The organism is Methylobacterium aquaticum, assembly GCF_001043915.1.
GTDB classification, from domain to species: Bacteria; Pseudomonadota; Alphaproteobacteria; order Rhizobiales; family Beijerinckiaceae; genus Methylobacterium; species Methylobacterium aquaticum.
Map to the genome: position 1 here is coordinate 39,443 of NZ_LABX01000051.1, position 22,755 is coordinate 62,197.

Genomic DNA, 22,755 nt, shown 5'->3' on the forward strand with positions numbered 1-22,755 from the left:
GGGAGGCGCATGATCCCGGATGCGGCGGCGCCCGTCGAGATCAGGACCGGCGGTCGTTGCTGGCGACGGCACGCAAGGCGGCCTCGCGGTCGGCGTCGTTCATCACCTGGCGACAGGCCGGGCTCAGCTTCGGTTTCTCCCGCCGCAGGCAGGCGGTGATCCGCGAGATGTTCGGAATCTCGCCGGCGCAGAGGCGCCAGACATCGGGGGTGCAGGCCGCGCGTTGCGCGCTGGTGGCCTCCGCGAAGGCCGGTCCCGCCCCGCAGAGAGCCAGGGTCACCAGTCCGGTACGGATGAGCGATGTCCTCATGACAAGTCCCCATGGTGCGAGATCAGCATTTGGACATCGGCGGCTTAAAAAGACCGGCGCAAGTGTTGCGATGTGCCGGTTTCGCTGTCCATGGTTGAAGTATGATCAATGCCGGACGGGGGTCAATCGCAAGTCGATGCAAGACCTCGGGGCGACACGTCGTCGTGTGTGGTGGAGCACGTAGACGGTCGACGGCTCTCGACGTTGCGATGCAGCGAAAGACTTGTCGGGAGGGGGCCGCCGAGCCGATCGATTGATGATCGATTGGGGTGGAGCGACGTTGTCCCCGTCGGGATGGGGCAGCGATGGATGCGTGGGGGTGAGCACGCGGAGCCTGTCGGACGGGCGAGGGTGGGCCCACCGCAGGCCTGCCGTCAATGTAAAAATCGATCTTTTACTTCAACGCCGGCTTTGATTTTCGATTTGAAAAACATGTAGTCTGTTTTTTTATAAGGAATATTATGATGACATCAGTCGTCAAGTCCCGCCGCCCGAAAAAAATACCCTTGATTACGTTCTCAAAATTTTACCAAAACTCTGGTCCTGTATCGAAAATTTGAGATAACTCGTCGGCCGGGTGCATCGCCATCTGGTTACGATGGTATGATTATGAACGGTCGAGAGAAAATGATCTTGGGGATGACGCGGATTTCGACGGAAGGCTTCACGGCTTCAAAAATGATCCTGATCGCGATCTGACCGGATCGACGGTCTTGACAGGTGTCCGGTCGTTCCGGGCTCCGAGCCCGGAACGACGCGCCAGGACGGGAGCGGGCGGGCGCCGCCCGAACGGGCTCTCAGCCGCGCCGGGATGCGGCGGCGTCGAAGCCGTCCGGCACCCGGCCGGAGGGCGTGGCGAGGGCGTAGGGGCCGCGGGCCAGGAACCGGCCGGAACCCGGCTCGGCCAGGACCTGCCCGTCGCGCACCGCGATCTCGCCGCGCCGGATGGTCAGCGTGGGCAGGCCCTTGAGGCGCATCCCCTCCCAGGGCGTGTAGTCGATGGCGTGGTGCAGGTCGGCATTCGTCAGGACCCGCTCGGCATCCGGGTTCCACAGCACCAGATCGGCATCCGCCCCCGGTGCCAGGGTCCCCTTCCGGCCGGCGAGGCCGAACAGGCGGGCGGCGTTGGTCGAGGTCAGGCGCACGAAGGTCGGCAGGTCGATGCGCCCGGCGGAGACGCCCTCCGAGAAGAGCACCGGCAGCCGGGTCTCGATCCCCGGCACGCCGTTCGGGATCGCGTTGAAGGCCGGCATCCCGTCGGGGCGGGCGCCCGCGCCGCCCTGGCCGTAGCCGCTGCTGCCCGGGTCGCGCTTGGCGGTGGCGAAGGAGAAGCCGCAATGGTCGGAGGAGACCACGTCCAGCGTGCCCTCGCGGATGCGGGCCCAGATCCGCTCGGATTCGCCCGGGGCCCGCAGCGCCGGCGAGCACACCACCTTGGCGCCCTCGAAATCGGGCTTGCCTAAGTCGTCGGTGGAGAGGGTGAGGTATTGCGGGCAGGTCTCGCCCCAGACCTTGATGCCGCGGGCTCTCGCCCGGGCGATTTCTTCGGCCGCCTCGTCGCAGGAGACGTGGAAGACCTGGATCGGCTGGTCGACCAGCTCGGCCAGCGCGATCGCCCGGTGCGTCGCCTCGCGCTCGACCACCGGCGGGCGGGCCCAGGCGTGCTGGAGCGGGTCGGTGAGGCCGGCCTCCAGGAGGGCGCGGATGCGCCAGCCGATGGCGTCGTAGTTCTCACAATGCACCGTCACGAAGGCGCCGAGGCGCCGGGCGGTCGCCAGCACGTCCAGGAACTGCCCGTCGGTGAGGCGCAGGGGATCGTAGGTGAGGAAGACCTTGAGGCTGCGGATGCCGCGGGCGACGAGGGCCGGCACCTCGCGGTCCAGCACGTCGGGGGTCGGATCGGTGATGATCTGGTGGAAGCTGTAATCGGCCCGCGAGGCGCGCGCCCGGGCCTCGTAGCCCTCGGCGGTCGCCGCGATCGGGTGTCCCTTCCATTGCGGCACGAAGCAGATGAACGAGGTGGTGCCCCCGGCGAGCGCCGCGGCCGAGCCGCTCGAAAAGCTCTCCTCCTGCACGCCGCCGCCCTCGGACGGCTCCTCGATATGGCAATGCGGGTCGAGGCCGCCGGGCGTGACGATCATCCCCTTGGCGTCGATCTCCTCGCGGCCGCGCCGCAGGCCCCGGCCGAGGGCCGCGATCACCCCGTCGCGCACCCCGACATCGCCCTCGAACACCTCCGCCGGGCCGGCGAGCGTCGCGCCGCGCACCACCAGGTCGTAGTCGAAATCGTGGCTCGGCATCGCAAGGCCCTCCCTCGTTGCGAGCGGTGTAGGAAGTGTCTCGGAACGCTGTCAATTCCGGTGCCGGGGCGATCGGCCGCGCTGCCGGGAGGTTGGGCAGGGCGCCCGCAATTCGGGCGCGTCCCCCGGAACCGTGCCCGCGCGGGCGGCATCGGATCCGACAGCGGGTTTGACAAGATTTCCGGACAGGCGGACAAGGACGGCACCGCAGAGGTTCCGGCCGCGTTCGAGCCGACGGGGATCCCGCCGGCTCGGCGCGGGCATAAGGCGCCCGCGGCCCATGTGGAGGAACCCCCGATGACGATTCGTTCGGATGGCCCAAGCCGGCGTGGCCTGATGCTCGGTGCCGCTGCCGCCGCGGTGACGGCCGGGCTGCCGGGCGCGGCGGGCGCCAAGGCGCCGATGCTGCGCAGCCAGAGCCCGTATTTCTACCGCTTCACCCTCGGCGATGCCGAGGCCACGATGGTCTCCGACGGCACCCTGCCGCTCGGCGACCCCCATGCCAACTTCCTCGGCCTCACCCCGGCCGAGATGGACGCGCAGCTGACCCGCAACTTCCTGCCGCTCTCGAACGCGGTGCTGGAGCAGAACATCCTGATCCTCAACACCGGCAGCAAGCTGGTGCTGTTCGATACCGGCATGGGCTCGCTCAAGCTGTTCGGGCCGACCACCGGCAAGCTGCTCAGCACGATGCGCCAGGCCGGCATCGACCCGAAGGACATCGACGCCGTGGTGATGAGCCATGCCCATGTCGATCATTGCGGCGGCTGCGTCGGCGACGACGGCACGCCGCACTTCCCCAACGCCCAGTACTACATCTCGCAGGCCGATTTCGATTACTGGACCGATCCCGCCAAGGTTCCGGCCTCGTTCAGCGCCTTCCTCGACACGGCCCGCAAGAACCTGCTGCCGATCCGCGACCGGCTGGTCTTCGTCAAGGACGGGCAGGAATTCCTCCCCGGCATCCAGGCGCTGGCCGCGCCGGGCCACAGCGTCGGCCATACGATGTTCATGATCACCTCGGGCAAGGACAGCCTCTGCTACCTCGGCGACCTGACGCATCACCCGGTGCTGCTGATGGAGAAGCCGCTGACCGAGTTCGCCTACGACACCGACCCGAAGCAATCGGCCCAGACCCGGCTCAAGATGCTGACCATGCTGGCCAAGAACCGCATTCCAGTCCTGGCCTACCACTTCGCCTGGCCGGGCATCGGCCACGTCGCGGAGAACGGGCAGGGCGGGTTCCGCTACTATCCGCAGGCGATGAAGATGGACCTGTAGGGGGCATCGGGGCCGGCGCGTCACGCGCGCCGGCTCACCCCGCCTTCGGCCGCGGCCCGTAGGACTTGAACCGCTCCATCGCCTCCGCCACCTCGGCCTCGCTCAGAATGTGCGGCCGGCCGACCTGGAGCGCCACGGCATATTGCCGGCACAGGGTTTCCAGCTCCACGGCGAGCCACAGCGCCTTGGCGAGGGTCGGGCCGGTGGCGATCATGCCGTGATTGGCGAGCAGGCAGCAGGTGCGGTCCTGAAGCGCCTCCAGCGCCCGCTGCGACAGTTCCTCGGTGCCGAACAGCGCGTAGCCGCCGCAGCGCACGGTCGGCCCGCCGGCGGCGGCGATCATGTAATGGGCCGCCGGGATGTCCTTCCGGCACATCGCGAAGGCGGTGCAGTAGGTCGGGTGGGCATGAACGATGGCCGAGACGTCGGGGCGGGCCCGCAGGATGTCGCGGTGGAAGCGCCACTCGGAGGAGGGCGCGAGGGGATGGTCGGCCCGGCCGTCCATCGTCATCGGCACGATGTCGTCGGGCGTCATCTCCTCGTAGGGCAGCCCCGACGGGGTGATGAGCAGGCCGTCGCCGAACCGCGCCGAGACGTTGCCGGCCGTGCCCTGGTTCAGGCCCTGATCCGCCATGCTGCGGCAGGTCGCGACGATGCCGGCGCGCAACGTCGCTTCGGTGTCAGCCATTCCCCGCCTCCTGTCTCTCCCTGGCGTCAGCCATAGAGTCTTGCCGCCGCCCGAGCCAGAGGCCGTTGACGAGCCAGGCCAGCGACAGCGGCACCGCCAGGACCGACAGGGCGGTGGCGCTCATCCCCAGCCACCCCACGAGCCCGTAGGACCAAGCGCCGACCTGGTCGCCGAGGCGGTACACCACCGTGTCGATGAAGGCTTTGGCCTTGTAGCGGTCCTCTCGCGGCAGCACGGTAAACAGCACCTCGCGCACCGGCCGGGCGATGGCGAAGTTGCCGGCCCGGCGCAGCACGCCGAACACCACCACGCTGGCGATGGTGGGCGCCACCGCGAGCAGCCCGAAGCCGAGCGCGCTGACGAGGGGCAGGATCGCCAGGGTGAGCCCGACGCCGAGGCGCCTGACGATCCGCCCGGTGAGGAAGAGCTGGATGCCGAGCGTCAGCACGTTCACCGCGAGGTCGACGCTGGCGAAGAACGCCGTCTGCGAGCCGCGATCCGGGAAGCTGCGCTTCGCGATGCCGGCCTGCTCGAAGTAGAGGAAGGTCGAGGTGATCGAGAACAGGAGCAGGAACAGGCAGATGCCGAGCAGGTAGGGCGAGCCGAGCACCCGGCTGATCCCGGCGAACGGGCTGCCGCCGATCGCCTGAGCGGCCGCTCCCGGCTCGCGCGACAGGGCGTCGGAGATCCGCGACAGGCCCCGCAGGCTGATGACCGCCACTTCGAGGAGGGCGGCGGCGGCGAGCAGCAGGAAGGGAATCGGCACGTCCCGCGCCAGCACGGCGGTGACGGCCGAGCCGGTGATGGCGCCGAGCGTCGCGCCCGCCGCGATGAAGCCGAACAGCCTCTTGCCCTGCTCGGTGTTGAACACGTCGACGATCGTCGCCCAGAAGATCGAGACCACGAACAGGTTGAAGATCGACAGCCAGACGAAGAACACCCGGCCGATCCACACCGCCTCGTCGGGTCCGCTGCGATACAGCACCACGGCGAAGACCAGGATGTTGGCGGCGAAGAAGCGGTAGGTGATCGGGATGAAGCGGGCCCGCGGCAATTGTCGCACCAGCCAGCCGAACGGCACGTTGAGCACCAGCATGCCGATGAGGGTGGCGGTGAACAGCCAGGGCAGGTTCTCGAGCCCGCCGGCCAGCCCCATCTGGTCGCGGATCGGCCGCATCACGTAGTAGGACGAGAGCAGCGCGAAGATGTAGAGCCAGGCCCAGCCGAGGGCCGGCACCTCCTCCGGCCGCACGTCGGTCAGGCGCCGGAGCCAAGCCGGCACTTTCACGCCGGCCTGCGCCGCCTGCGCGGCGTCAGGGGTCATTCGGTGACCCCGAAAGCCTTGCGGGCGTCCTGCGCCGTGGCGTCGTGGCCGAAGCCCGGGCTGCCCATCTGGAATGTCCTTGCCGCGTCGAGGCCGCCGACCACCACCGGCTCGAAGCCGGCATCGCGCACCAGGGTCGACGCGACGCCGAGCGCCTGCTTGTCGTCGCCGGCGATCGGCACCGCCATCGCGGGCCCGCTGCGATGGGCATTCTGGGCGAAGAGCTTGTAGTTCGCCGCGTTGAAGGCCCGCACCAGCCGCGCGCCGGGCAGGTACTTGGCCGAGGTGGCGCCGATGCCGGCGCTCTCGGCCTCCGCCGCGAGATCACCGTCGCGCGCCTTCGTGGCGTTGCCGGCATCCAGCACGACCTTGCCCTTCAGGAGGCTGCCATAGGTCTTGCCCAGTTCCGGATAGGCCCGGTACGGCACCGCGATCAGCACCGCGTCGCCGAAGGCGAGGGCCTGCTCGACCGTGCCGGCCTTGGCGAGCGGCCCGAGCGTCTCGACGAGGGGCTTCAGATCCTCCGGGTGGCGTGAGGCGAACATCACCGGATGGCCGGCCTTGACCCACAGGCCCCCGATGGTGCCGCCGATATTGCCGCCGCCAATCACCGCGATCGGTGTCTTGGCATCCTGCGCGACGGTGGGGGCTGCGGCGAGTGCCCAGGAAAGCGCCCCGGCGAGCAGCAGCGTGCGGCGGTCACAGGCCATCGATGAACTCCTCCATCTTGCGGCGGGTCGCGGCGTCCGGCAGGCGGCCGCGGGCAGCGCCGAGATTGTCCTCGGCGTAGCGGACCTGCGCCGTGCCCGGCACCGGGCAGGTCACCGCCTCGTGCGACAGGACGTATTTGAGAAAGAATTGCGGCCAGCTCGCACACTCGAACTCGGCGGCCCAGGGTGGCAGCTCGCGGCCGCGCACCAGGTTGAACAGCCGCTCGCGCCCGAACGGCACGTTGACCATCACGGCGATGCCGCGGTCACGCGCGAGAGGCAGGATGCGTGCGGCGGCCTGGCGGGCATCGACGGCGTAATTGACCTGGATCACGTCGAGCGTGTCCGACGTCATCAGGGCTTCGAGGTCGCCGTACTGCGTCTCGGCCCAGGTGGTGGCGCCGAGATAGCGGATGCGCTTCCTCTCCTTCAGTTCGCGCAGGAGCGGCAGCTGCGCCTGCGGGTCGATCAGGTTGTGGACCGCGATCAGGTCGATCCGGTCGGTGCCGAGGCGGCGGAACGACTGCTCGATCTGCGCCAGCCCCGCCTCGCGCCCGCGCGCCGCCACCTTGCTGCACAGGAAGACCTTGTCGCGAAGCTTTGTCTCGGCGAGGATCCGGCCCAGCACCTCCTCGGCCCGGCCGTAATCCGGCGCGGTGTCGATCACGGTGCCGCCCAAGGCGACGAACTTCGCCACGGTCTCGCGCAACGGCGTCATCGCGTCCGAATCCGGCGCCACGTCGTAGCGCCGCGAGGTGCCGATGCCGATTGCCGGCACCGTCTCGCCGGTGGAGGGGATCGGGCGGCGGATCAGGCCATCGCCCTGCGCCACGAGCCGGCCGGGTAGGAGGCCGGCCGCCAGGGAACACGCGAAGGAGCCGGCCAGCACGGCGCGGCGGTGGAGCGTCATGCGGGCTTCCTTTGCAACTCGTCGTTGGGGGGAGAGTAGGGCGCGGGGGGAGTCCTGCCCACGCCCGGCCCGCACACAAGAACTTGAGGGAAAGCAGTTGGGGATGGCGCGCGGAGCGTCCCCGCGTGGCGGGAGCGACATCGCGAGGATCGCCTCGCTCCCACCCTCGACCTCAGGATGAGGTCACCGATGGGAATGAGCGGTGCCGGCCGATCAAAGACGGGATTTCACCCCACCCGCGCCGGCAGGCGCAGGAAGCCGCGGAAGCGCACCCGCTGCGAGCGCTCCGGCACCCCGTCGAGGCGGTAATCCGGGAAGCGGGCAAGGAAGCGCGACAGCGCGATCCGGCCCTCCAGCCGGGCCACCGCCATGCCGACGCATTGGTGGATGCCGCTGGCGAAGGCGAGGTGGCGGTTGGGGTCGCGGGTGACGTCAAAGGCGTCGGGGTCGGAGAACTGTGCGGGGTCGCGGTTGGCGGCGCCGATGCCGAGCGTGATCTGGGTGCCGGCCGGGAAGGCGCGTCCGTCGATCGCGAAATCCGCCGCGGCGACGCGGTTGCCGAGCTGGTTCGAACTCTCGAAGCGCAAGATCTCCTCCACGCCCTTGCGCATCAGGTCCGGCTCGGCGAGGAGCCACGCCCGCGCGTCCGGATGCTCGGTCAGCAGATGCAGTCCGTTGCCGATCAGGTTGGTGGTGGTCTCGTGCCCGGCATTGAGGATGAAGATGCAGTTCTGATGCAATTCCTCGGGCGAGAGCCGCTCGCCGCCGACCTCGCCCTGGATCAGGCGGGTGAGGATGTCCTTGTCCGGATCGCCCGGATGACGGCGGCGCTCCGCGACGAGGCGGTCGAGATAGGCCAGAAATTCGGTCACCGCCCGGTTGCCGGCGGCCTCGACCTGCCGCGACAGCACGGGTTCGAGGGCGCCGAGGATCGCCAGCGACCAGTCGCGCAGCGGCCCGCGCTCGTCCCGCGGGACGCCGAGCAGGGTGCCGATCACCTCGACGGGGATCGCCGCGGCGAAGTCCTCGATCAGGTCGATCCGGCCCCGCGCTTCCGCGGCGTCGAGAAGACCATCCACCAGCGCGACGATGCCGGCCTCCATCGCGGTGACGGCCCGGGGCGTGAGCGCGCCCGCGATGATGCGCCGGACCCGGGTGTGGCGGGGCGGATCGTTGAAGACGAGGCTCGTGGTGTGGTGGCGGTAGAGCGGGGAAGGCTCCGCCTCCGCCCGGAACTCAGGACCGTTGAACTTGGCGCCGAACTCGACGGTCTTGTCCGAGCTGAAGGTCGCCGCGTCCTTGTAGACCCGCTCCAGGTCGGCGTAGCGGGTGAGCAGGATCTGCCCGTCGCCGAGTGGGTGGACCGGGGCGTGCTCGCGGAGCGCCGCATAGACCGGGTAGGGGTTCGCGATGAACCCCTCCGGCAGGCGCCGCAGATCGAACCCCTCGGCGAGGGCGGGGTCGCTCATCGGGGTCACCCGCGCTCCTTCGGGGCGCAGGCCGGGTTCATCGGCAGGAACGCCTCGTCCTTCGGGATGGTGCGCAGGACCTCGTAGAGGTCCCAGGGGCCCTTGGAGGCGGCAGGCTCCTTCGCCCGGTAGAGCACGGGGTCGTAGAGGAGGCGCCCGTCGGCCCGCAAGGTGGCGGGGTGGTCGAAGAACGCCACCGGCAGGGCCCGCATGGCCGCGTTGGCGGCGACCGCCTCGTCGGTGCCGGCCTGATCGACCGCCTTCAGGTAATGGCTGACGGCCGTGTAGATCAGCGCCTGGTTCTTCGTCGGCATCGCGCCGGTGCGCTCCTGGAAGCGTTTGGCGAAGGCGCGGGAGGCGTCGTTCTGATCCCAGTAGAAGGCTTCCGAGAAGGTCAGGCCGTGGGCCACCGGCAGGCCGAGGCCCTTGATGTCGGTGACGTAGACGAGGAAGCCCGTCAGTGTCTGGCGACCATTGGTCAGGCCGAACTCGTCCGCCTGCTTGACCGCCTTGGTGAAGTCGTCGCCGACGCTGGCGAAGGCGACCACGTCCGCCCCCGAGCTTTGCGCCTGGAGCAGGAAGGACGAGTAGTCGGCGGTGTTGATCGGGTGGCGCGAGGTGCCCACCACCTTGCCGCCCAGCGACTCGACGACCTGGGTCGCCTCCTTCTGCAACGCATGGCCGAAGGCGTGGTCGACGGTAATGAAGTACCAGGACTTTCCGCCGCGCTCGAACACCGCCCGGGCCGTGCCGGCGGTGAGCGCGTGGGTGTCGTCGGTCCAGTGCGAGCTGACCGGGGAGCAGGTCTTGGCGGTGAGATCGGAGGTCGCCGCCGCGGTGATCATCACCGTGCGGTTCTTCTCCTTGGCGACCGCCTGGACGGCCAGCGCGATCGCCGTCACCGGCAGGTCGACGATGGCATCGACCCGGTCGACGTCGTACCAGCGCCGGGCGATGCTGGAGGCCACGTCCGGCTTGTTCTGGTGGTCGGCCGAGACGATCTCGATCGGCTTGCCCCGGACCGAGCCGCCGAAATCCTTCGCCGCCATCTCGGCGGCGGCCACCGAGCCGCGCCCGCCGCTATCGGCATAGGGACCCGAGAGGTCGGTCAGCACGCCGATCCGCACCAGATCGTCGGAGATCTGCGCCGCGGCCGGGCCTGCCAGCGGACCCGCGAGAGCCGCGAGCATCAGGACGGCCCCGCACAGGCGGGTGGTGAAACGGGTCATCGGTCGGTTCCTCCCGGCGCCCGCGTCGTTCCCGCGCGTGGTCGCCCTGTCGTCGCTTCAGCCTTCACAACCGATCCGCGCCGGGCTGGCAAGGGGAACATCGCGGGATTCGCGGCTGGGCTTCCCGCCAGGGTCTCGGCGCGAAATTCGTTCTTCCTGCCGTCGCAAGAGCGCTTTCCGACCTTTGTGTCTCGCCCGGTGGAGAAAGCCGATGTAAGGACGACGTCAATCTGTTCGTGGCACTTGGGGAGGAGCGAGAGGCAAGTTACGCTTCGCCGTTGCCGCAGGGTCCCGCCATGCCGGTCGTGTGAGCCGGTGCCGACGCCGAGAGAGCCATTGAGGTCGCCCGCATGCTGAAGCCCAAGCCGAGCCTCAGCCTCCTTGCCGACCTTCTCGATGGTCTCGACATCGGCCTCTGCGTGTTCGACGCCGACGATCGGACCCTCGCCTGGAACCAGACCTTTCTCTATATGTTTCCCGAGCATGACGGATTCGTCCATGTCGGCGAGCATTACAGGGAGAACCTGCGGCGGTTCTATCGAACCCGCCTGACTTCCGATGAGTTCCGTTACGTCGAGGAATACATCGCGAGCGGGATCGCCCGCCACCAGGCCCAGACCCGGCCGTTCGAGTTCGAGCATCGCGGCACCTGGCTTCAGGTCTCGACCCAGACCATCCCGGGCCTCGGCCGGCTGCGGCTGTGGCGTCAGATCACCCGGAAGGTCGGGTCGTCTGCCCAGGCCGCGCCGGCGGAGCCCGGCCACGGAGCGCCGGACGGCATCGCGGCGGCGAATGCCGACGGGCGCATCGTCTCGGCCAACTGGCAGTTCGGCCAGCTCTACGGCCTGTCCTCCGGCGAGGTCGCGGGCCTGACTCTCGAAGCCGTGGTCACCCGGGCCTGGCAGGAATCCGGCGAGGCCGCGCCGGACCAGCTCCTGCCGCGCTTGCGCGAATCCCAGCGTTTCACGGGAGCGCCGTTCGAGGTGCCGCTGCCGGGCGAGCGCTGGATCCGGGTGATCGAGCGGGTGCGCGAGAGCGGGGCGCGCACCGGGTTCCACTTCGACATCAGCGCACTCAAGCGCGAGCAGGCGGCGCTCCGCGCCGCCGGCGCGGAGGCGCTGCGCAGCGCGAGCCATTTCCGCGGCATCATCGAGCATGCGCCGGGCGGCATGCTGGTGGTCGATGCCGAGGGCCGGCTGGTCGAGGCGAACCGCGCCTTCCGGTCCGTCCTCCCGGACGAGGCGGATCCCGTCGGGCGGCCGCTCGCCGCCCTCGTCCTGCCCGAGGATGCCGACGTGCTGGCGGAGGTTCTGATGCTGGCTCTGTCGGCGGGGGATCGCGGGCCGGCGGTGCGCGAGATGCGCTTTGCCCGCCGGGATGGCAGCCCGATGTGGGCCCGGATCTCGGCGACCTGCCTGCATCTGCCGCCGGATCCGGTCCTGACCCTGCTCCAGGTCGAGGACATCACCGCCCGGCGCGAGGCCGAGCGGCGCATCGCCCACATGGCGCGCCACGACGCCCTCACCGACCTGCCGAACCGCACCCTGTTCCGCGAGCGGCTCGACGCCCTGCTCGGGTCCGGTGCCGGCGCGATCCTGTGGCTCGACCTCGACCGGTTCAAGGTGGTCAACGACACCCTCGGCCATGCCGCCGGTGACAGCCTGCTCTGCGAGGTCGCCCGGCGCATGCAGGCGGTCCTCCGCCCCGACGACATCATCGCGCGGCTCGGCGGCGACGAGTTCGCGGTTCTCCTCGACGATGGCGATCCGCTGGCGGCGTCGCGGGCCGCCAGCCGCCTGATCGAGGCGGTGCAGGCGCCGGTCACCGTCGCGGGCCGCCCGATGCATGTCGGCGTCAGCATCGGCGTCGTGCTCGCGCCCTCCGACGGCCACGATGCCGACACCCTGATGGCCCGGGCCGACCGGGCGCTCTACAGCGCCAAGGCCGCCGGCCGCAGCACCTTCCGGCTCTACGACCCGGCCATGGATGCGGCGATGGCCGAGCAGCACGGCCTCGAACTCGACCTGCGCCTCGGCCTGGAGCGCGGCGAGTTCGAGCTGCATTACCAGCCGATCGTCACGGCGGCGGAGCGGCGGGTCGTCTGCCACGAGGCGCTGGTGCGCTGGCGCCACCCGACCCGCGGCCTGGTGCCCCCGGCGGCCTTCATCCCGCTCGCCGAGGAGACCGGCCTGATCGACCGCCTCGGCACCTGGATCCTGCGTCAAGCCTGCCGCGACGCGGCCGGCTGGGCCGACGGCCCCCGGGTCGCCGTCAACGTCTCGGCCGCGCAGGTGAAGCACGGGCCCCTCACCGCCGCCATCCAGTCCGCCTTGCGCGAAGCCGGCCTGGCCGCGGACCGGCTCGAGATCGAGATCACCGAGAGCCTGCTGATCGACGGCGAGGCCGCCGACCTGCTCCCGGCCCTGCGCCACCTCGGGGTGCGGATCGCCCTCGACGATTTCGGCACCGGCTACTCGTCCCTGAGCTACCTGCGCCGCTTCCCCTTCGACACGATCAAGATCGACCGCTCCTTCATCGCCGACATCGCCGATCCCGATACGGCGGCGATCGTGCGCGCGGTGGTGGGCATCGCGGCCCAGCTCGGTGCCACCGTCACCGCCGAGGGCATCGAGACCGAGGACCAGTTCGCGGCGGTCCGGCAGGAGGGCTGCACCGAGGTCCAGGGCTACCTGTTCGGCCGGCCGGTGCCGCTGGACGGGATGCAGGCGGCGGGCGTGGGGTGATCGGCCCGGGGACCGGCTCGGCCCCTGAAAAGCGCGCCGACCTTTTCAGTCAATCGCCAGCGCCACGCTCCCCAGTCCCGGGAATTCCGCCACCATCCGGGTCGGCGCCGTCACGAAATCCGTGCCGGTGCAGGAGCCGGTGGTGACGACCTGCCCGGCCTTGAGGCCGCCCAGCGACCGGGCGCCCTCGTTGGCGAGCCAGACCAGCAGGCGCACCGGATCGACCGCCGAGTTGCCGCCGACGCGATCGTGGAGAACCGTGCCGTCGAGGGTGAGCCGCACCGGCTGGGTCACCGGGTCGAGATGGCGCCACTCGGTCAGCCCGGGCCCGAGCACCAGGACGCCGTGGTTCTGCTGGTCGGCGCGCTGGCTGTGGGGATCGACCGCACCGAAGACCGTGAAGCGGGTATCGGCGATCTCGATCGCCGGATGCATCGTGGCCACCGCCGCCAGCACCGCCTCGCGGTCGTAGGGCCCGGCCTGCGGGGGGAGGTCGCGGCCGAAGCGGTAGGCGATCTCGGCCTCCGCTCCGATCAGGTGGAACAGCGAGGCCGGCAAGGTGCAGATCCCTGTCTCGCTGTCGAAGATCGTATCGGCGTGGAGCGCCGCCCGGGCCGGGGTGGCGGTGGCGCTCGGCGCTCCGACCTTCCAGCCGGCCACCGGACCGAGACGGCCGGCGACCGCGTCCTGCACCGCGTAGGCGTCCGCCTCGCTGCCCGGCCGGGCGCCGTCGGGGAGGGCGTCGAGGCGGGTGCCCGAGCGGCGGGCGTCGAGGAGCGCCGCCGCGGCGGCGTCGATGTCGAAAGGCATGGTCACCTCAATAGCCGAGCGCGCTGCCGTCCTTGCGCGGGTCCGAGCCCGCCGCGAGGACGCCACGCTGCCGGTCGATCCAGATGATCTGGCCGCCGCCGATCGGGCCGGAGGCCGGGATGATGCGGTGGCCGCGCGCCTGGAGCCCGGCGGCGACGCCGTCCGAAAAACCCGGCTCCATCTCGATCCCGCCGCCATAGGCGAAGCTGCGGGGGGCATCGAGCGCCTCCTGCACGTCGAGGCCACGGTCGATGATGCCGGTGAGCAACTCGACATGGCCCATCGCCTGGTAATGCCCGCCCATCACGCCGAACGGCGCCACCGTCTCGCCGTCGCGCATCAGCATGCCCGGGATGATGGTGTGCATCGGCCGCTTCCTCGGTCCGATCGTGTTCGGGTGGCCCGGATCGATGCGGAAGGACAGGCCGCGATTGTGCAGCAGGACCCCGCTCGCCGGCGCGGTGATGCCGCTGCCGAAGCCCTGGAAGATCGAGTTGATCAGCGAGAGCGCGTTGCCGTCGCGGTCGACGATGCTGAGATACACCGTGTCCGTGTGAGTGAGCTCGGGCCAGATCACCGGCTCCTGGGCGCGGGCCATGTCGATCGCCCCGTGGGCGCTCGCCCGCCACGCCTCCGACAGCAGGTGCTCCACCGGCACCCGGTTCAGCACCGGATCGGCGAACAGCGCGTCGCGGTGGTGATAGGCCTGCTTGCACGCCTCGGCCAAAAGGTGGACCCGGTCGAGCTCCGAGAGGGCCGCGATGTCATCATGTGACAGCACGTTGAGCATCATCAGCACCGCGAGGCCCTGGCCGCTCGGCGGGCACTCGTAGACATCGTAGCCGCGGTAGCGGGTGGTCACCGGGGTGACGATCTCGGGGGCCGCCGCGGCGAAGTCGTCGAGCGTATGCAGGCCGCCGAGAGCGCGCAGGCGCGCCACGATGTCCTCGGCCACCGGCCCCTCGTAGAAGCCGCGCGGGCCGGCTTCCGCGATGCGCCGGAGCGTGGCGGCGAGGGTCGGGTGGCGCATGATCGTGCCGACGCCGGGCGCCGTCCCGTCGATCAGGAAAGCCGCGGCCGAGGCCGGGTCACCGGCGACCCGCGCGACGCTGCGCGACCAGTCGAGGGCGACGCGGGGCTGGACCGGGTAGCCCTCCTCCGCATAGCGGATCGCCGGCTGCAACAGCTCGCCGAGGCTGCGGGTGCCGTGATCCTCCAGGAGCTTGGCCCAGGCGGCGACCGCGCCCGGCACCGTGACGCTATGGGGCGAGGTCGGCGTCAGGGTGATGCCGCGCTCCAGGAACCAGGCATCGTGCGCCGCCGCCGGGCTGCGGCCGGAGCCGTTGAGCGCGATCGGCGCCGCCGCGCCGTTCGGCGCGTAGAGGGCGAAGCAATCGCCGCCGATGCCGGTCATCAGCGGATCGACCACGCCTTGCACCGCCACCGCGGCGATGCCCGCATCGACCGCGTTGCCGCCCGATCGCAGCACCTCGATGGCGGCGAGCGTCGAGAGCGGGTGCGACGTCGCGACGGCGGCGTTGGCGGCGTAGACGGGCGAGCGCCCGGGCCTCGAGAAATCCCTCACCGTGACGTTTCCTTGACTGGTCGATCGCCTCGATCGACGGAACTGTTGGTCTCAGCGTCGGCCCCGGACCGTCGAGACGGCCCGATCCGGTTCACCCGCTTCATCCTGCCCGCGACCTCATCCTGACGTGCTGCTGCTTGCAGCAGCCTCGAAGGAGGGCTCCCGAGAGCGCAGCGGTTTCTGGAGGCCACCGTCGCGGTCAGTCCATCTCCGATGGACCGACATCTCAGGATGAGGTCGTGGGCAGGAGGTGTGGGCACCCAGCCAGGCCGGCTCCGCTGTCGCGGCCCCGGAATGACGGAGCGGGTATGAAATCGGGCGACGCGCCAAGCAAGCGCTTACACATGAGCCGCCTGCGCCACCCAATGCCCGGGGGCGATTTCTTCCAGCGCCCCGGCCTCCGGGATGGCGACGGCCGGGGCCTCGCGCGTCGCCCGCAGGCGGGCCCGCTCGGCCGCCGGATCCGGCACCGGCACGGCGCCGAGCAGCGCCCGCGTGTAGGGATGGCGCGGATCCTCGTACAGGGTGTCGCTGTCGGCCAGTTCCACGATGCGGCCGCGCCGCAGGACCGCGACCCGGTGGCAAAGGTAGCGCACCATCCTGAGGTCGTGGGAGATGAAGAGGTACGACAGGCCCAGCTCCTCCTGCAAATCCTGCAACAGGTTGACCACCTGGGCCTGGATCGACACGTCGAGGGCCGCGATCGGCTCGTCGGCGACGATGAAGCTCGGTGTCAGGGCGATCGCCCGGGCGATGCAGAGCCGCTGGCGCTGGCCGCCGGAGAACTGGTGCGGGTAGCGCCCGGCGAAGCGCGGATCGAGCCCGACCCGCTGAAACAGGCCGGCCACCGCGTCGCGCCGTTCCGCGCGCCCCATCTCCGGCTGATGCAGCCGGAACGGCTCGGCCACATAGGCCCCGGCGCTCATCCGCGGGTTGAGGGCGGCATAAGGGTCCTGGAAGATCATCTGGATGCGCCGGCGCATCCGCCGCATCTCCCGGGCCGGCAGCAGGCGGAGATCGGTGCCCTCGAACGCCACGGTCCCGGTACTCGGCGGGTTCAGCATCGTCACCGCCCGGCCGATGGTCGACTTGCCGGAGCCGGATTCACCGACGAGTCCCAGGGTCTCTCCGGGCGCGATGTCGAAGCTCACGCCTTCCACCGCCCGGAAGACCGACGCCTTGCCGCCCCACCAGTGACGCCGCGGGTAATGCTTGCCGAGATTCCTCACCGAGAGCAGCGGCTCGGGCTTCACCGGCCTCATCGTCCGGCTCCCTGCGCCAGCAAGGCCGGCAGGTCGTACCAGGCTGCCGCGAGATGGCCCGGCACGCTGCCCGCCACTTGCGCGAGCGGCGGCGCCTCGATGCGGCAGCGCGGCGTGGCGAAGGGGTTGCGGGGCGCGAAGGGATCGCCCGGCGGGGAAAAGCGCATGTCGGGCGGGCTGCCCTCGATCTGGCGCAGGCGCCGACGCCCGGCCCGGCCGCGGGTGAGGTCGGGCAGGGAGCGCAGCAGGCCCAGCGTGTAGGCGTTGCGCGGATCGGAGAACACTGCCTCGACCGGCCCGCGCTCGACGATCCGCCCGGCATACATCACCTGTACCGTATCGGCGATGCCCGCGACCACGCCGAGATCGTGGGTGATCCAGATGATCGCCATCCCGATCTCGCGCTTCAAGTCCTGCACCAGGGCGATGATCTCGGCCTGCACGGTGACGTCGAGGGCGGTGGTCGCCTCGTCGGCGATCAGGAGTTTCGGGCGGCAGGCGAGCCCGATCGCGATCATCACCCGCTGGCGCTGGCCGCCGGAGAATTCGTGCGGGTAATGGTCGAGGCGCCGGGCCGCATCGGGGATCCGCACGAGGTCGAGAAGGTCGCGCGCCCGCGCCCGGGCGGAGCGGCCATCGAGGCCGCGATGCAGCCGCAAAGGCTCGGCGATCTGCGCGCCCACCGTCATCGCCGGGTTGAGCGAACTCATCGGGTCCTGGAACACCATGCCGATCTCGGCGCCGCGCACCCGGCGCAAGTGGCGCTCCGGCAGGGCCAGCAGGTCGCGTCCCTGGAAGAGGACCTGCCCGCCCGTGATCCGTCCCGGCGGGCGCGGCACCAGCCCGAGCATGGCGAGCACGTGCACGCTCTTGCCCGACCCCGATTCGCCGACGATCCCGAGGGTCTCGCCCTCGCGCAAGCCGTAAGCGACGCCGTTGACCGCCCGGACGGTGCCGCCATCGGTGTCGAAGGCGACCGCGAGGTCGCGGACATCCAGCAGGGGAGGGGAGTCGCTCATCGCCGCTCCCGCGGATCGAGGGCGTCGCGCAACCCGTCGCCGACGAGGTTGAAGGCGAGCACGGCCAGGAAGATCGAGACCCCGGGCCAGATCGCCATCCAGGGCGCCTGGTCGAGGAAGTTCTTGGCGGTGTTGAGCATCGAGCCCCAGGACGGTTCGGGCGGCTGCTGGCCGAGCCCCAGGAAGGACAGGCTCGCCTCGGCGATGATCGCCGCCGCGATGGTGAGGGTGGCCTGGACCAGGATCGCCGGCACGATGTTGGGCAGGATGTGGCGGAGCGCGATCCGCCAGGGCGGGTTGCCGATGGCACGCGCCGCCTCGACGAACTCCTCCGCCGCCACCGCCTGCACCTGGGCGCGAGTGAGCCGCACGAAGATCGAGGTCGCCGAGAGCCCGATCGCCACCATGGCGTTGGTCAGGCTGGGGCCGAGGAAGGCCGCGAGCGCGATGGCGAGGATCAGGAAGGGAATCGCCAGCAGCGCGTCGGTGAGGCGCATGATCGCCCCGTCGACCACGCCGCCGGCATAGCCCGCCAGCATCCCGAGCGGCAGCCCCAGCGCGACCGCGAGCGCCACCGAGGTCAGGCCCGCGCCGAGGGACGCGCGGGTGCCGAAGACGATGCGCGAGAGCACGTCGCGGCCGACTTCGTCGGTGCCGAAGAGATGGGTCGGGTCGGGCGCCGCCCGCACCGCGCCCCAATCGGTGGCGGTGGGATCGAACGGCGCGATCCACTCGGCGCCGAGCGCCAAAATCCCGAGCAGCACCACGATGACGAGGCCGGCGAGCGCCCCGCGGCGGCGGCTGAACCGGCGCCAGAACGCGCGCAACGCCCCCGGCTCCGGCGGCAGGGCGGCGACGGGTGCGGCGACCGCCGCCGGGGTGGAGAGATCCGCCTCGCTCATGCGCGCCTGAGCTTCGGGTTGACCAGCGCCGAGGCGAGATCGGCCGCGAGATTGAGCAGGATGTAGGTCGTGGCGGTGCAGATCACGACGCCCTGCACGGTGGCGAAGTCGCGGTTGAACACGGCATCCACCATCAGCTTGCCGAAGCCGGGCACCGAAAACACCTGCTCGGTCAGCACCGCGCCGGAGAGGAGCTGGCCGAATTCGAGGGCGCCCAGCGTGATGATCGGGATCGCCGCATTGGGCAGCGCGTGGCGCAAGACCACCCGGGCGGTCGGCACGCCCTTGGCCCGGGCGGTACGGACGTAGTCGGAGTGCAGCACGCCGAGCATCGCCGCCCGCGTGTGGCGCATCATCACCGCCGCGATGGCGTTGCCGAGGACGAAGGCCGGCATCGCCATCGAACGCAGGTTTTCGGAGAGGCTCTCGCCCGGCGGCACGTAGCCGGAGGCCGGCAGCCAGCCGAGCTGCACCGAGAACAGCAGGATCATCAGGATGCCGAGCCAGAAATTCGGCACCGACAGGCCCCAGAGCGCCACCCCGTTGGCGAGCCCGTCGATCCAGGTTCCGGGCCGGACCGCCGAGAGGATGCCCATCGGCACGCCGATCACCAGCGCCACCAGCATCGCCAGGCAGGCGAGTTCGAGGGTGACCGGCAGCTTCTCGCGGACGAGTTCGATCACCGGCTTCTGGAGCCGGATCGACTCGCCCAGATCACCCTGCACGACCCCGGCCGCCCAATAGGCGTAGCGGACCGGCAGCGGCCGGTCGAGGTGGTACTTGGCGCGGATGAAGGCGATCACCTCCGGGTCGCGCTCCTCGCCCGAGAGTGCGGTCGCGGTGTCGCCCGGCAGCAATTGCTGCAAGGCGAAGATGATCATCGAGGCCAGCACCAGGGTCGGAACCGCCAGGGCCAGGCGCCGGGCGAGAAAACGCAGCATCAGTCGAGCTTCAGGCCGGTGAAGCGCACGAGCCCGTCCGGATACTCGCCGAAGCCGGTGAGCCTCTGCGAATAGGCCCAGAGCAGCCGGCGGTGAAAGAGGTAGACCAGCGGCTTGTCGGTGAGCACCCGGTCGGCCAGGCGCTTCCACGCCGCCTTGCGGGCTGCGGGGTCGGTGGTCAGCCGCTCGGCATTCATCGCCGAATCGGCCTCCTGGTTGCAGTAGCGCGAATAATTCAGCGGGGTCTTGCAGGCGAGGAAGCTGTAGGTGTTGCCGTCAGGGTCGGGCCGGCCGCTCCAGTTGTAGAGGTACGCTTCGAAACTGCCCTTGTCGGCCTGGTCGAGGGAGGTGGTGAAGTCGGTGGCCTGGAGCTTCACCTCGAAGCCGGCCTCGCGGGTCATCGCCTGGATCACCTGGCCGACCTGTGGCGCGTCGTTGTTGGCGTAGACCATCAGGGTGATCGCGGGTTTCTCGATCCCGGCCTCCTTCAGGAGCGCCTTGGCCTTGGCGACGTCGCGCTTCGGCACCGGGTAGTCCGCCACGTAATTCGGGTTCCTGGGCGAGACCCACTGGTTCCCGGCGAGGTACTCGCCGTTATACACCACCTGCGTGATCGCGTTGCGGTCGATCGCGGCCTCGAAGGCGGCGCGCACCCGCGGATCGGCCACCGGCGATCCGTCGCGGGCGGTGTTGAACACGATCCCCGAGAAGCCGAGCTCGTAGGCTTGGCCCACCTTCAGCTTCGGGTCGCGCTTGACCTGGGGCAGGTCGGTGGGAGCCAGCCGCTCGATCAGGTCGAGCTGGCCGGCCCGCAGGTTCGTCAGCCGCACGGTGGTGTCGGGGATCGGCCGGAACTCGATCCGCCGGATCTGGATCGCGTCCTTGTTCCAGTAATCGTCGAACTTCTCGACCACGATGCGGTCCTGCGGCACCCGCTCGACGAACTTGTAGGGCCCGGCGCAGACCGGCGCGGTGGCGAACCTGTCGCCCAGCCGCTCGGCGGCTTTGGGCGAGACGATCATGCCGGCCCGGTCGGTGAACTGCGCCAGCAGCGGCGCGAACGGCGTCTTCAGGTTGACCCGCACGGTGAGGTCGTCCACCGCCTCGACGGTGTCGATCGGCGCGATCTCGCCGCGGCGCTGCGAGCCGGGCATCGTCAGGTGGCGCTCCAGCGAGAGCTTCACCGCCCGGGCGTTCATCGGCTCGCCGTCGTGGAAGCGCACGCCCGGCCGCAAGCGCAAAGTCAGGGCCTTCCGGTCGTCCGACCAGGCCCATTCGGTGGCGAGCTGCGGCACCGGCTTCAGGTCGGGTCCGATATCGACCAGCTTGTCGCAGAGCGCCGCGAACACCATCCGGCCGGCGAAGGTGCGGGCGAGCGTCGGATCGAGGGCGTCCGGATCCTCCATCAGGCCGAAGCGCAGGGTCTGGGCCTGAACGCCTCCCGCCATCGGGGTGGTGAGGGCAAGGCCCGCGAGCAGGCAGGCGGTGAAGAGACGCGGCATCGCGCTTCCTTCTGGGGGATCGTCGTGCGACCGGGAGCGTTCTGAACCTCGCGCCCGGAACATGCTTGCAGGCAGCATCCGTGCCAGACGGCATCCCGAGGTTGCGCCCGGACCCTTGCCACCACTCTGCGCCCTCTTCGGGCGGTGGCGCAATGCTCGGGGCAGCCAGGCGGTTCGATCGCCGATCGCCGCCTCCGTTCCGCGCCTGCGACATGACGCTGGCCGCGCCCTTGCCCGGGACCCCATGCGTCATGCCATCGTCCGTGCTATGGAGCAGCCGGCGCGACCCCGGTATGGGTCGATGCGGCGCGGCGGCTCCGTCGCCCCGAGACGAGGTTCCAGGTCATCGCCATGCAGGCTGAGATCCCGATGCGCCGCGTGACGGCGATCCGTTGCTATCCGTCGGGCGAGCGCGACGATCCCGATCAGCGGGTGCTCAACGTGCTCGAATGCGGTCACGTCGTCAGCTTCGAGGGCGCGAATGCCGTCGCCGCTCTGCTCGCCAAGCGCCAGCTCTGCCTCAAATGCGCCGAGGAGGCGAAGGTCGAGCTGGCGTCGGGAGCGACGCCCCCGGCCGCGTGACCTCAGTAGGTCGCCATTGCCTGGGTCATCATCGCCATGAGCTGGTCCGGATCCGCCGCATGCTGGATGCCCGCGACGACCAGCAGGCAGACGGCCAAGGCGAAGACCAGATAGGCCAGGATCGGCGTCAGGGTCTCGGCCCAGTTCCGGGCCGCATGGATGGCGACGCACCCTGCCGTGAAACCGGCCGCCTCTGCCACGGTTATCAGCTCGATCATCGCCCTCGGCTCCGCCGCCCCGATATGCTGCACTGCAACATAACCACGGGCTGCCGGTGGGACCAGTGTCTGTCACGCATCCGCCTCATGCGGTGCGGGCGGTCACGCGCCGCAGGTGGTGGCACCTCTGCGCCGCAACTCCTCCAGAACCTGGTCCGCCAGGGCGTCGACGTCGGCGATGTCCGTTCGCAGATGGATCTCGGGCGCTTCGGGTCGCTCATAGGGTGAGGAGATGCCGGTGAAGTTCGGGATCTCCCCGGCGAGCGCGCGGGCATAGAGCCCCTTGGGGTCGCGCCGCTGGCACACGTCGAGAGGCGCATCGACGAAGACCTCGAGGAACTCGTCCGCGCCGACCAGCCGACGCGCCAGCATCCGCTCGCGGCGGAACGGTGAGATCAGCGAGCAGATCACGATCAGCCCCGCCTCCAGCATCAGCCGCGCGACCTCCGAGGTCCGCCGGATGTTCTCGATCCTGTCGGCGTCCGTGAAGGCGAGATCGCCGTTGAGCCCGAAACGCAGATTGTCACCGTCGAGCAGCATGGTGTGATGGCCACACCGCCACAGCTTCTCCTCGATCCGATTCGCGATGGTCGACTTGCCGGCGCCGGACAGGCCGGTCATCCAGAGGATCAGCGGCTTCTGACCCTTCTGCTCCGCCCGCGCGCCCTTCCCGATCGTGGACACGGCTTGGACGACGATCCACTCCGAGGGCACAGCATCACCAGAGGTCTTCATTCAGGTGGCGACCTTCGCAGTCCATGCGGCGGGCCATGCGGCCTAGCCCATTTGGCGAATGAGGACGCCTTCTACCGGAAGTTGCGCTCGCCCGTCAAGCGGTGCCCCCTCTTCACCCAGGGCAATCGCTTCAGCCTTTGTGCGGGTTTGGGCTGCGCGACGCGGAGGATCATGATTCACCGGTGGCTTGGCGTTCTGCGAGGCCCCATGCCGTCATCGCTGTCGATCCTCGAG

20 protein-coding genes are annotated in these 22,755 nt (G+C 70.1%); 3 read left to right on the forward strand and 17 right to left on the reverse strand.

Annotation, left to right across the window (positions count from 1 at the left end):
* Window positions 1-40 precede the first annotated feature (40 nt).
* Together VP06_RS07360 and hydA are read right to left on the reverse strand one after the other, a co-directional pair.
* Window positions 41-310 carry a hypothetical protein gene (locus tag VP06_RS07360; protein ID WP_048463173.1) on the reverse strand — a complete coding sequence of 90 codons (270 nt, stop codon included), beginning with the start codon at window positions 308-310 and terminating at the stop codon, window positions 41-43.
* Between the two features lie 797 nt (window positions 311-1,107).
* Window positions 1,108-2,610: a dihydropyrimidinase gene (gene hydA / locus VP06_RS07365; protein ID WP_048463174.1), complete on the reverse strand. Its 1,503-nt coding sequence runs from the start codon at window positions 2,608-2,610 to the stop codon at window positions 1,108-1,110.
* 297 nt (window positions 2,611-2,907) lie between these two features.
* On the opposite strand from hydA, the gene VP06_RS07370 reads away from it, so the two are divergent.
* Window positions 2,908-3,891: an MBL fold metallo-hydrolase gene (locus VP06_RS07370; RefSeq protein ID WP_082167242.1), complete on the forward strand. Its 984-nt coding sequence runs from the start codon at window positions 2,908-2,910 to the stop codon at window positions 3,889-3,891.
* A gap of 34 nt (window positions 3,892-3,925) precedes the next feature.
* On the opposite strand, the gene VP06_RS07375 is transcribed toward VP06_RS07370, so the two are convergent.
* The 6 genes from VP06_RS07375 to VP06_RS07400 form a co-directional block, all read right to left on the reverse strand.
* Window positions 3,926-4,579 carry a class II aldolase/adducin family protein gene (locus VP06_RS07375; RefSeq protein ID WP_048463176.1) on the reverse strand — a complete coding sequence of 218 codons (654 nt, stop codon included), beginning with the start codon at window positions 4,577-4,579 and terminating at the stop codon, window positions 3,926-3,928.
* Window positions 4,572-5,903: an NTP/NDP exchange transporter gene (locus VP06_RS07380; RefSeq protein ID WP_048463177.1), complete on the reverse strand. Its 1,332-nt coding sequence runs from the start codon at window positions 5,901-5,903 to the stop codon at window positions 4,572-4,574. Before VP06_RS07380 ends, VP06_RS07375 begins: the two co-directional genes overlap by 8 nt.
* Window positions 5,900-6,613, reverse strand: coding sequence for an NADPH-dependent F420 reductase (locus VP06_RS07385; protein WP_048463178.1), 714 nt, complete (start codon window positions 6,611-6,613; stop codon window positions 5,900-5,902). The genes VP06_RS07380 and VP06_RS07385 overlap by 4 nt, the downstream gene beginning before the upstream one ends.
* Entirely contained in the window at window positions 6,603-7,523 is a 921-nt protein-coding gene (locus VP06_RS07390) for an aldo/keto reductase (protein ID WP_048463179.1), read from the reverse strand. The genes VP06_RS07385 and VP06_RS07390 overlap by 11 nt, the downstream gene beginning before the upstream one ends.
* 227 nt (window positions 7,524-7,750) lie before the next feature.
* The gene (locus VP06_RS07395) at window positions 7,751-8,992 is read right to left on the reverse strand and encodes a cytochrome P450 (protein WP_048463198.1); all 1,242 of its coding nucleotides are present in this window, start codon (window positions 8,990-8,992) and stop codon (window positions 7,751-7,753) included.
* 5 nt (window positions 8,993-8,997) lie between these two features.
* Complete coding sequence (locus VP06_RS07400) at window positions 8,998-10,221, reverse strand: ABC transporter substrate-binding protein (RefSeq protein WP_048463180.1); 1,224 nt, start codon at window positions 10,219-10,221, stop codon at window positions 8,998-9,000.
* A gap of 350 nt (window positions 10,222-10,571) precedes the next feature.
* Here VP06_RS07400 and VP06_RS07405 point away from each other — a divergent pair, with 350 nt between their 5' ends.
* A complete protein-coding gene (locus VP06_RS07405) occupies window positions 10,572-12,965 on the forward strand; it encodes an EAL domain-containing protein (protein WP_053081584.1) in 2,394 nt (797 codons plus the stop codon).
* A 45-nt stretch (window positions 12,966-13,010) separates the two neighbouring features.
* On the opposite strand, the gene VP06_RS07410 is transcribed toward VP06_RS07405, so the two are convergent.
* The 7 genes from VP06_RS07410 to VP06_RS07440 all read right to left on the reverse strand — a co-directional run bounded on the left by VP06_RS07410 (window position 13,011) and on the right by VP06_RS07440 (window position 20,986).
* Window positions 13,011-13,775: a 2-keto-4-pentenoate hydratase gene (locus VP06_RS07410; RefSeq protein ID WP_048463200.1), complete on the reverse strand. Its 765-nt coding sequence runs from the start codon at window positions 13,773-13,775 to the stop codon at window positions 13,011-13,013.
* A gap of 7 nt (window positions 13,776-13,782) precedes the next feature.
* Entirely contained in the window at window positions 13,783-15,360 is a 1,578-nt protein-coding gene (locus tag VP06_RS07415) for a gamma-glutamyltransferase family protein (protein ID WP_048463181.1), read from the reverse strand.
* Between the two features lie 338 nt (window positions 15,361-15,698).
* Window positions 15,699-16,622, reverse strand: a complete 924-nt coding sequence (locus tag VP06_RS07420; protein WP_048463182.1) for an ABC transporter ATP-binding protein — start codon at window positions 16,620-16,622, stop codon at window positions 15,699-15,701.
* A complete protein-coding gene (locus VP06_RS07425) occupies window positions 16,619-17,641 on the reverse strand; it encodes an ABC transporter ATP-binding protein (protein WP_048463183.1) in 1,023 nt (340 codons plus the stop codon). The genes VP06_RS07420 and VP06_RS07425 overlap by 4 nt, the downstream gene beginning before the upstream one ends.
* A complete protein-coding gene (locus VP06_RS07430) occupies window positions 17,638-18,543 on the reverse strand; it encodes an ABC transporter permease (protein WP_048463184.1) in 906 nt (301 codons plus the stop codon). The genes VP06_RS07425 and VP06_RS07430 overlap by 4 nt, the downstream gene beginning before the upstream one ends.
* Window positions 18,540-19,484 carry an ABC transporter permease gene (locus VP06_RS07435; protein WP_048463185.1) on the reverse strand — a complete coding sequence of 315 codons (945 nt, stop codon included), beginning with the start codon at window positions 19,482-19,484 and terminating at the stop codon, window positions 18,540-18,542. The genes VP06_RS07430 and VP06_RS07435 overlap by 4 nt, the downstream gene beginning before the upstream one ends.
* Window positions 19,484-20,986, reverse strand: coding sequence for an ABC transporter substrate-binding protein (locus tag VP06_RS07440; RefSeq protein ID WP_048463186.1), 1,503 nt, complete (start codon window positions 20,984-20,986; stop codon window positions 19,484-19,486). Before VP06_RS07440 ends, VP06_RS07435 begins: the two co-directional genes overlap by 1 nt.
* Before the next feature lie 351 nt (window positions 20,987-21,337).
* Here VP06_RS07440 and VP06_RS07445 point away from each other — a divergent pair, with 351 nt between their 5' ends.
* Window positions 21,338-21,568 carry a hypothetical protein gene (locus VP06_RS07445; protein ID WP_048463187.1) on the forward strand — a complete coding sequence of 77 codons (231 nt, stop codon included), beginning with the start codon at window positions 21,338-21,340 and terminating at the stop codon, window positions 21,566-21,568.
* Window positions 21,569-21,570: 2 nt separating this feature from the next.
* Here VP06_RS07445 and VP06_RS07450 read toward each other — a convergent pair whose 3' ends face one another.
* Together VP06_RS07450 and cysC are read right to left on the reverse strand one after the other, a co-directional pair.
* Window positions 21,571-21,786 (reverse strand): hypothetical protein, encoded by a 216-nt coding sequence (locus tag VP06_RS07450; protein WP_048463188.1) that lies wholly within the window; start codon window positions 21,784-21,786, stop codon window positions 21,571-21,573.
* 102 nt (window positions 21,787-21,888) lie between these two features.
* On the reverse strand, window positions 21,889-22,470 hold the full coding sequence (cysC, locus tag VP06_RS07455) for an adenylyl-sulfate kinase (RefSeq protein ID WP_342586808.1): 582 nt from the start codon (window positions 22,468-22,470) through the stop codon (window positions 21,889-21,891).
* Between the last annotated feature and the right edge of the window lie 285 nt (window positions 22,471-22,755).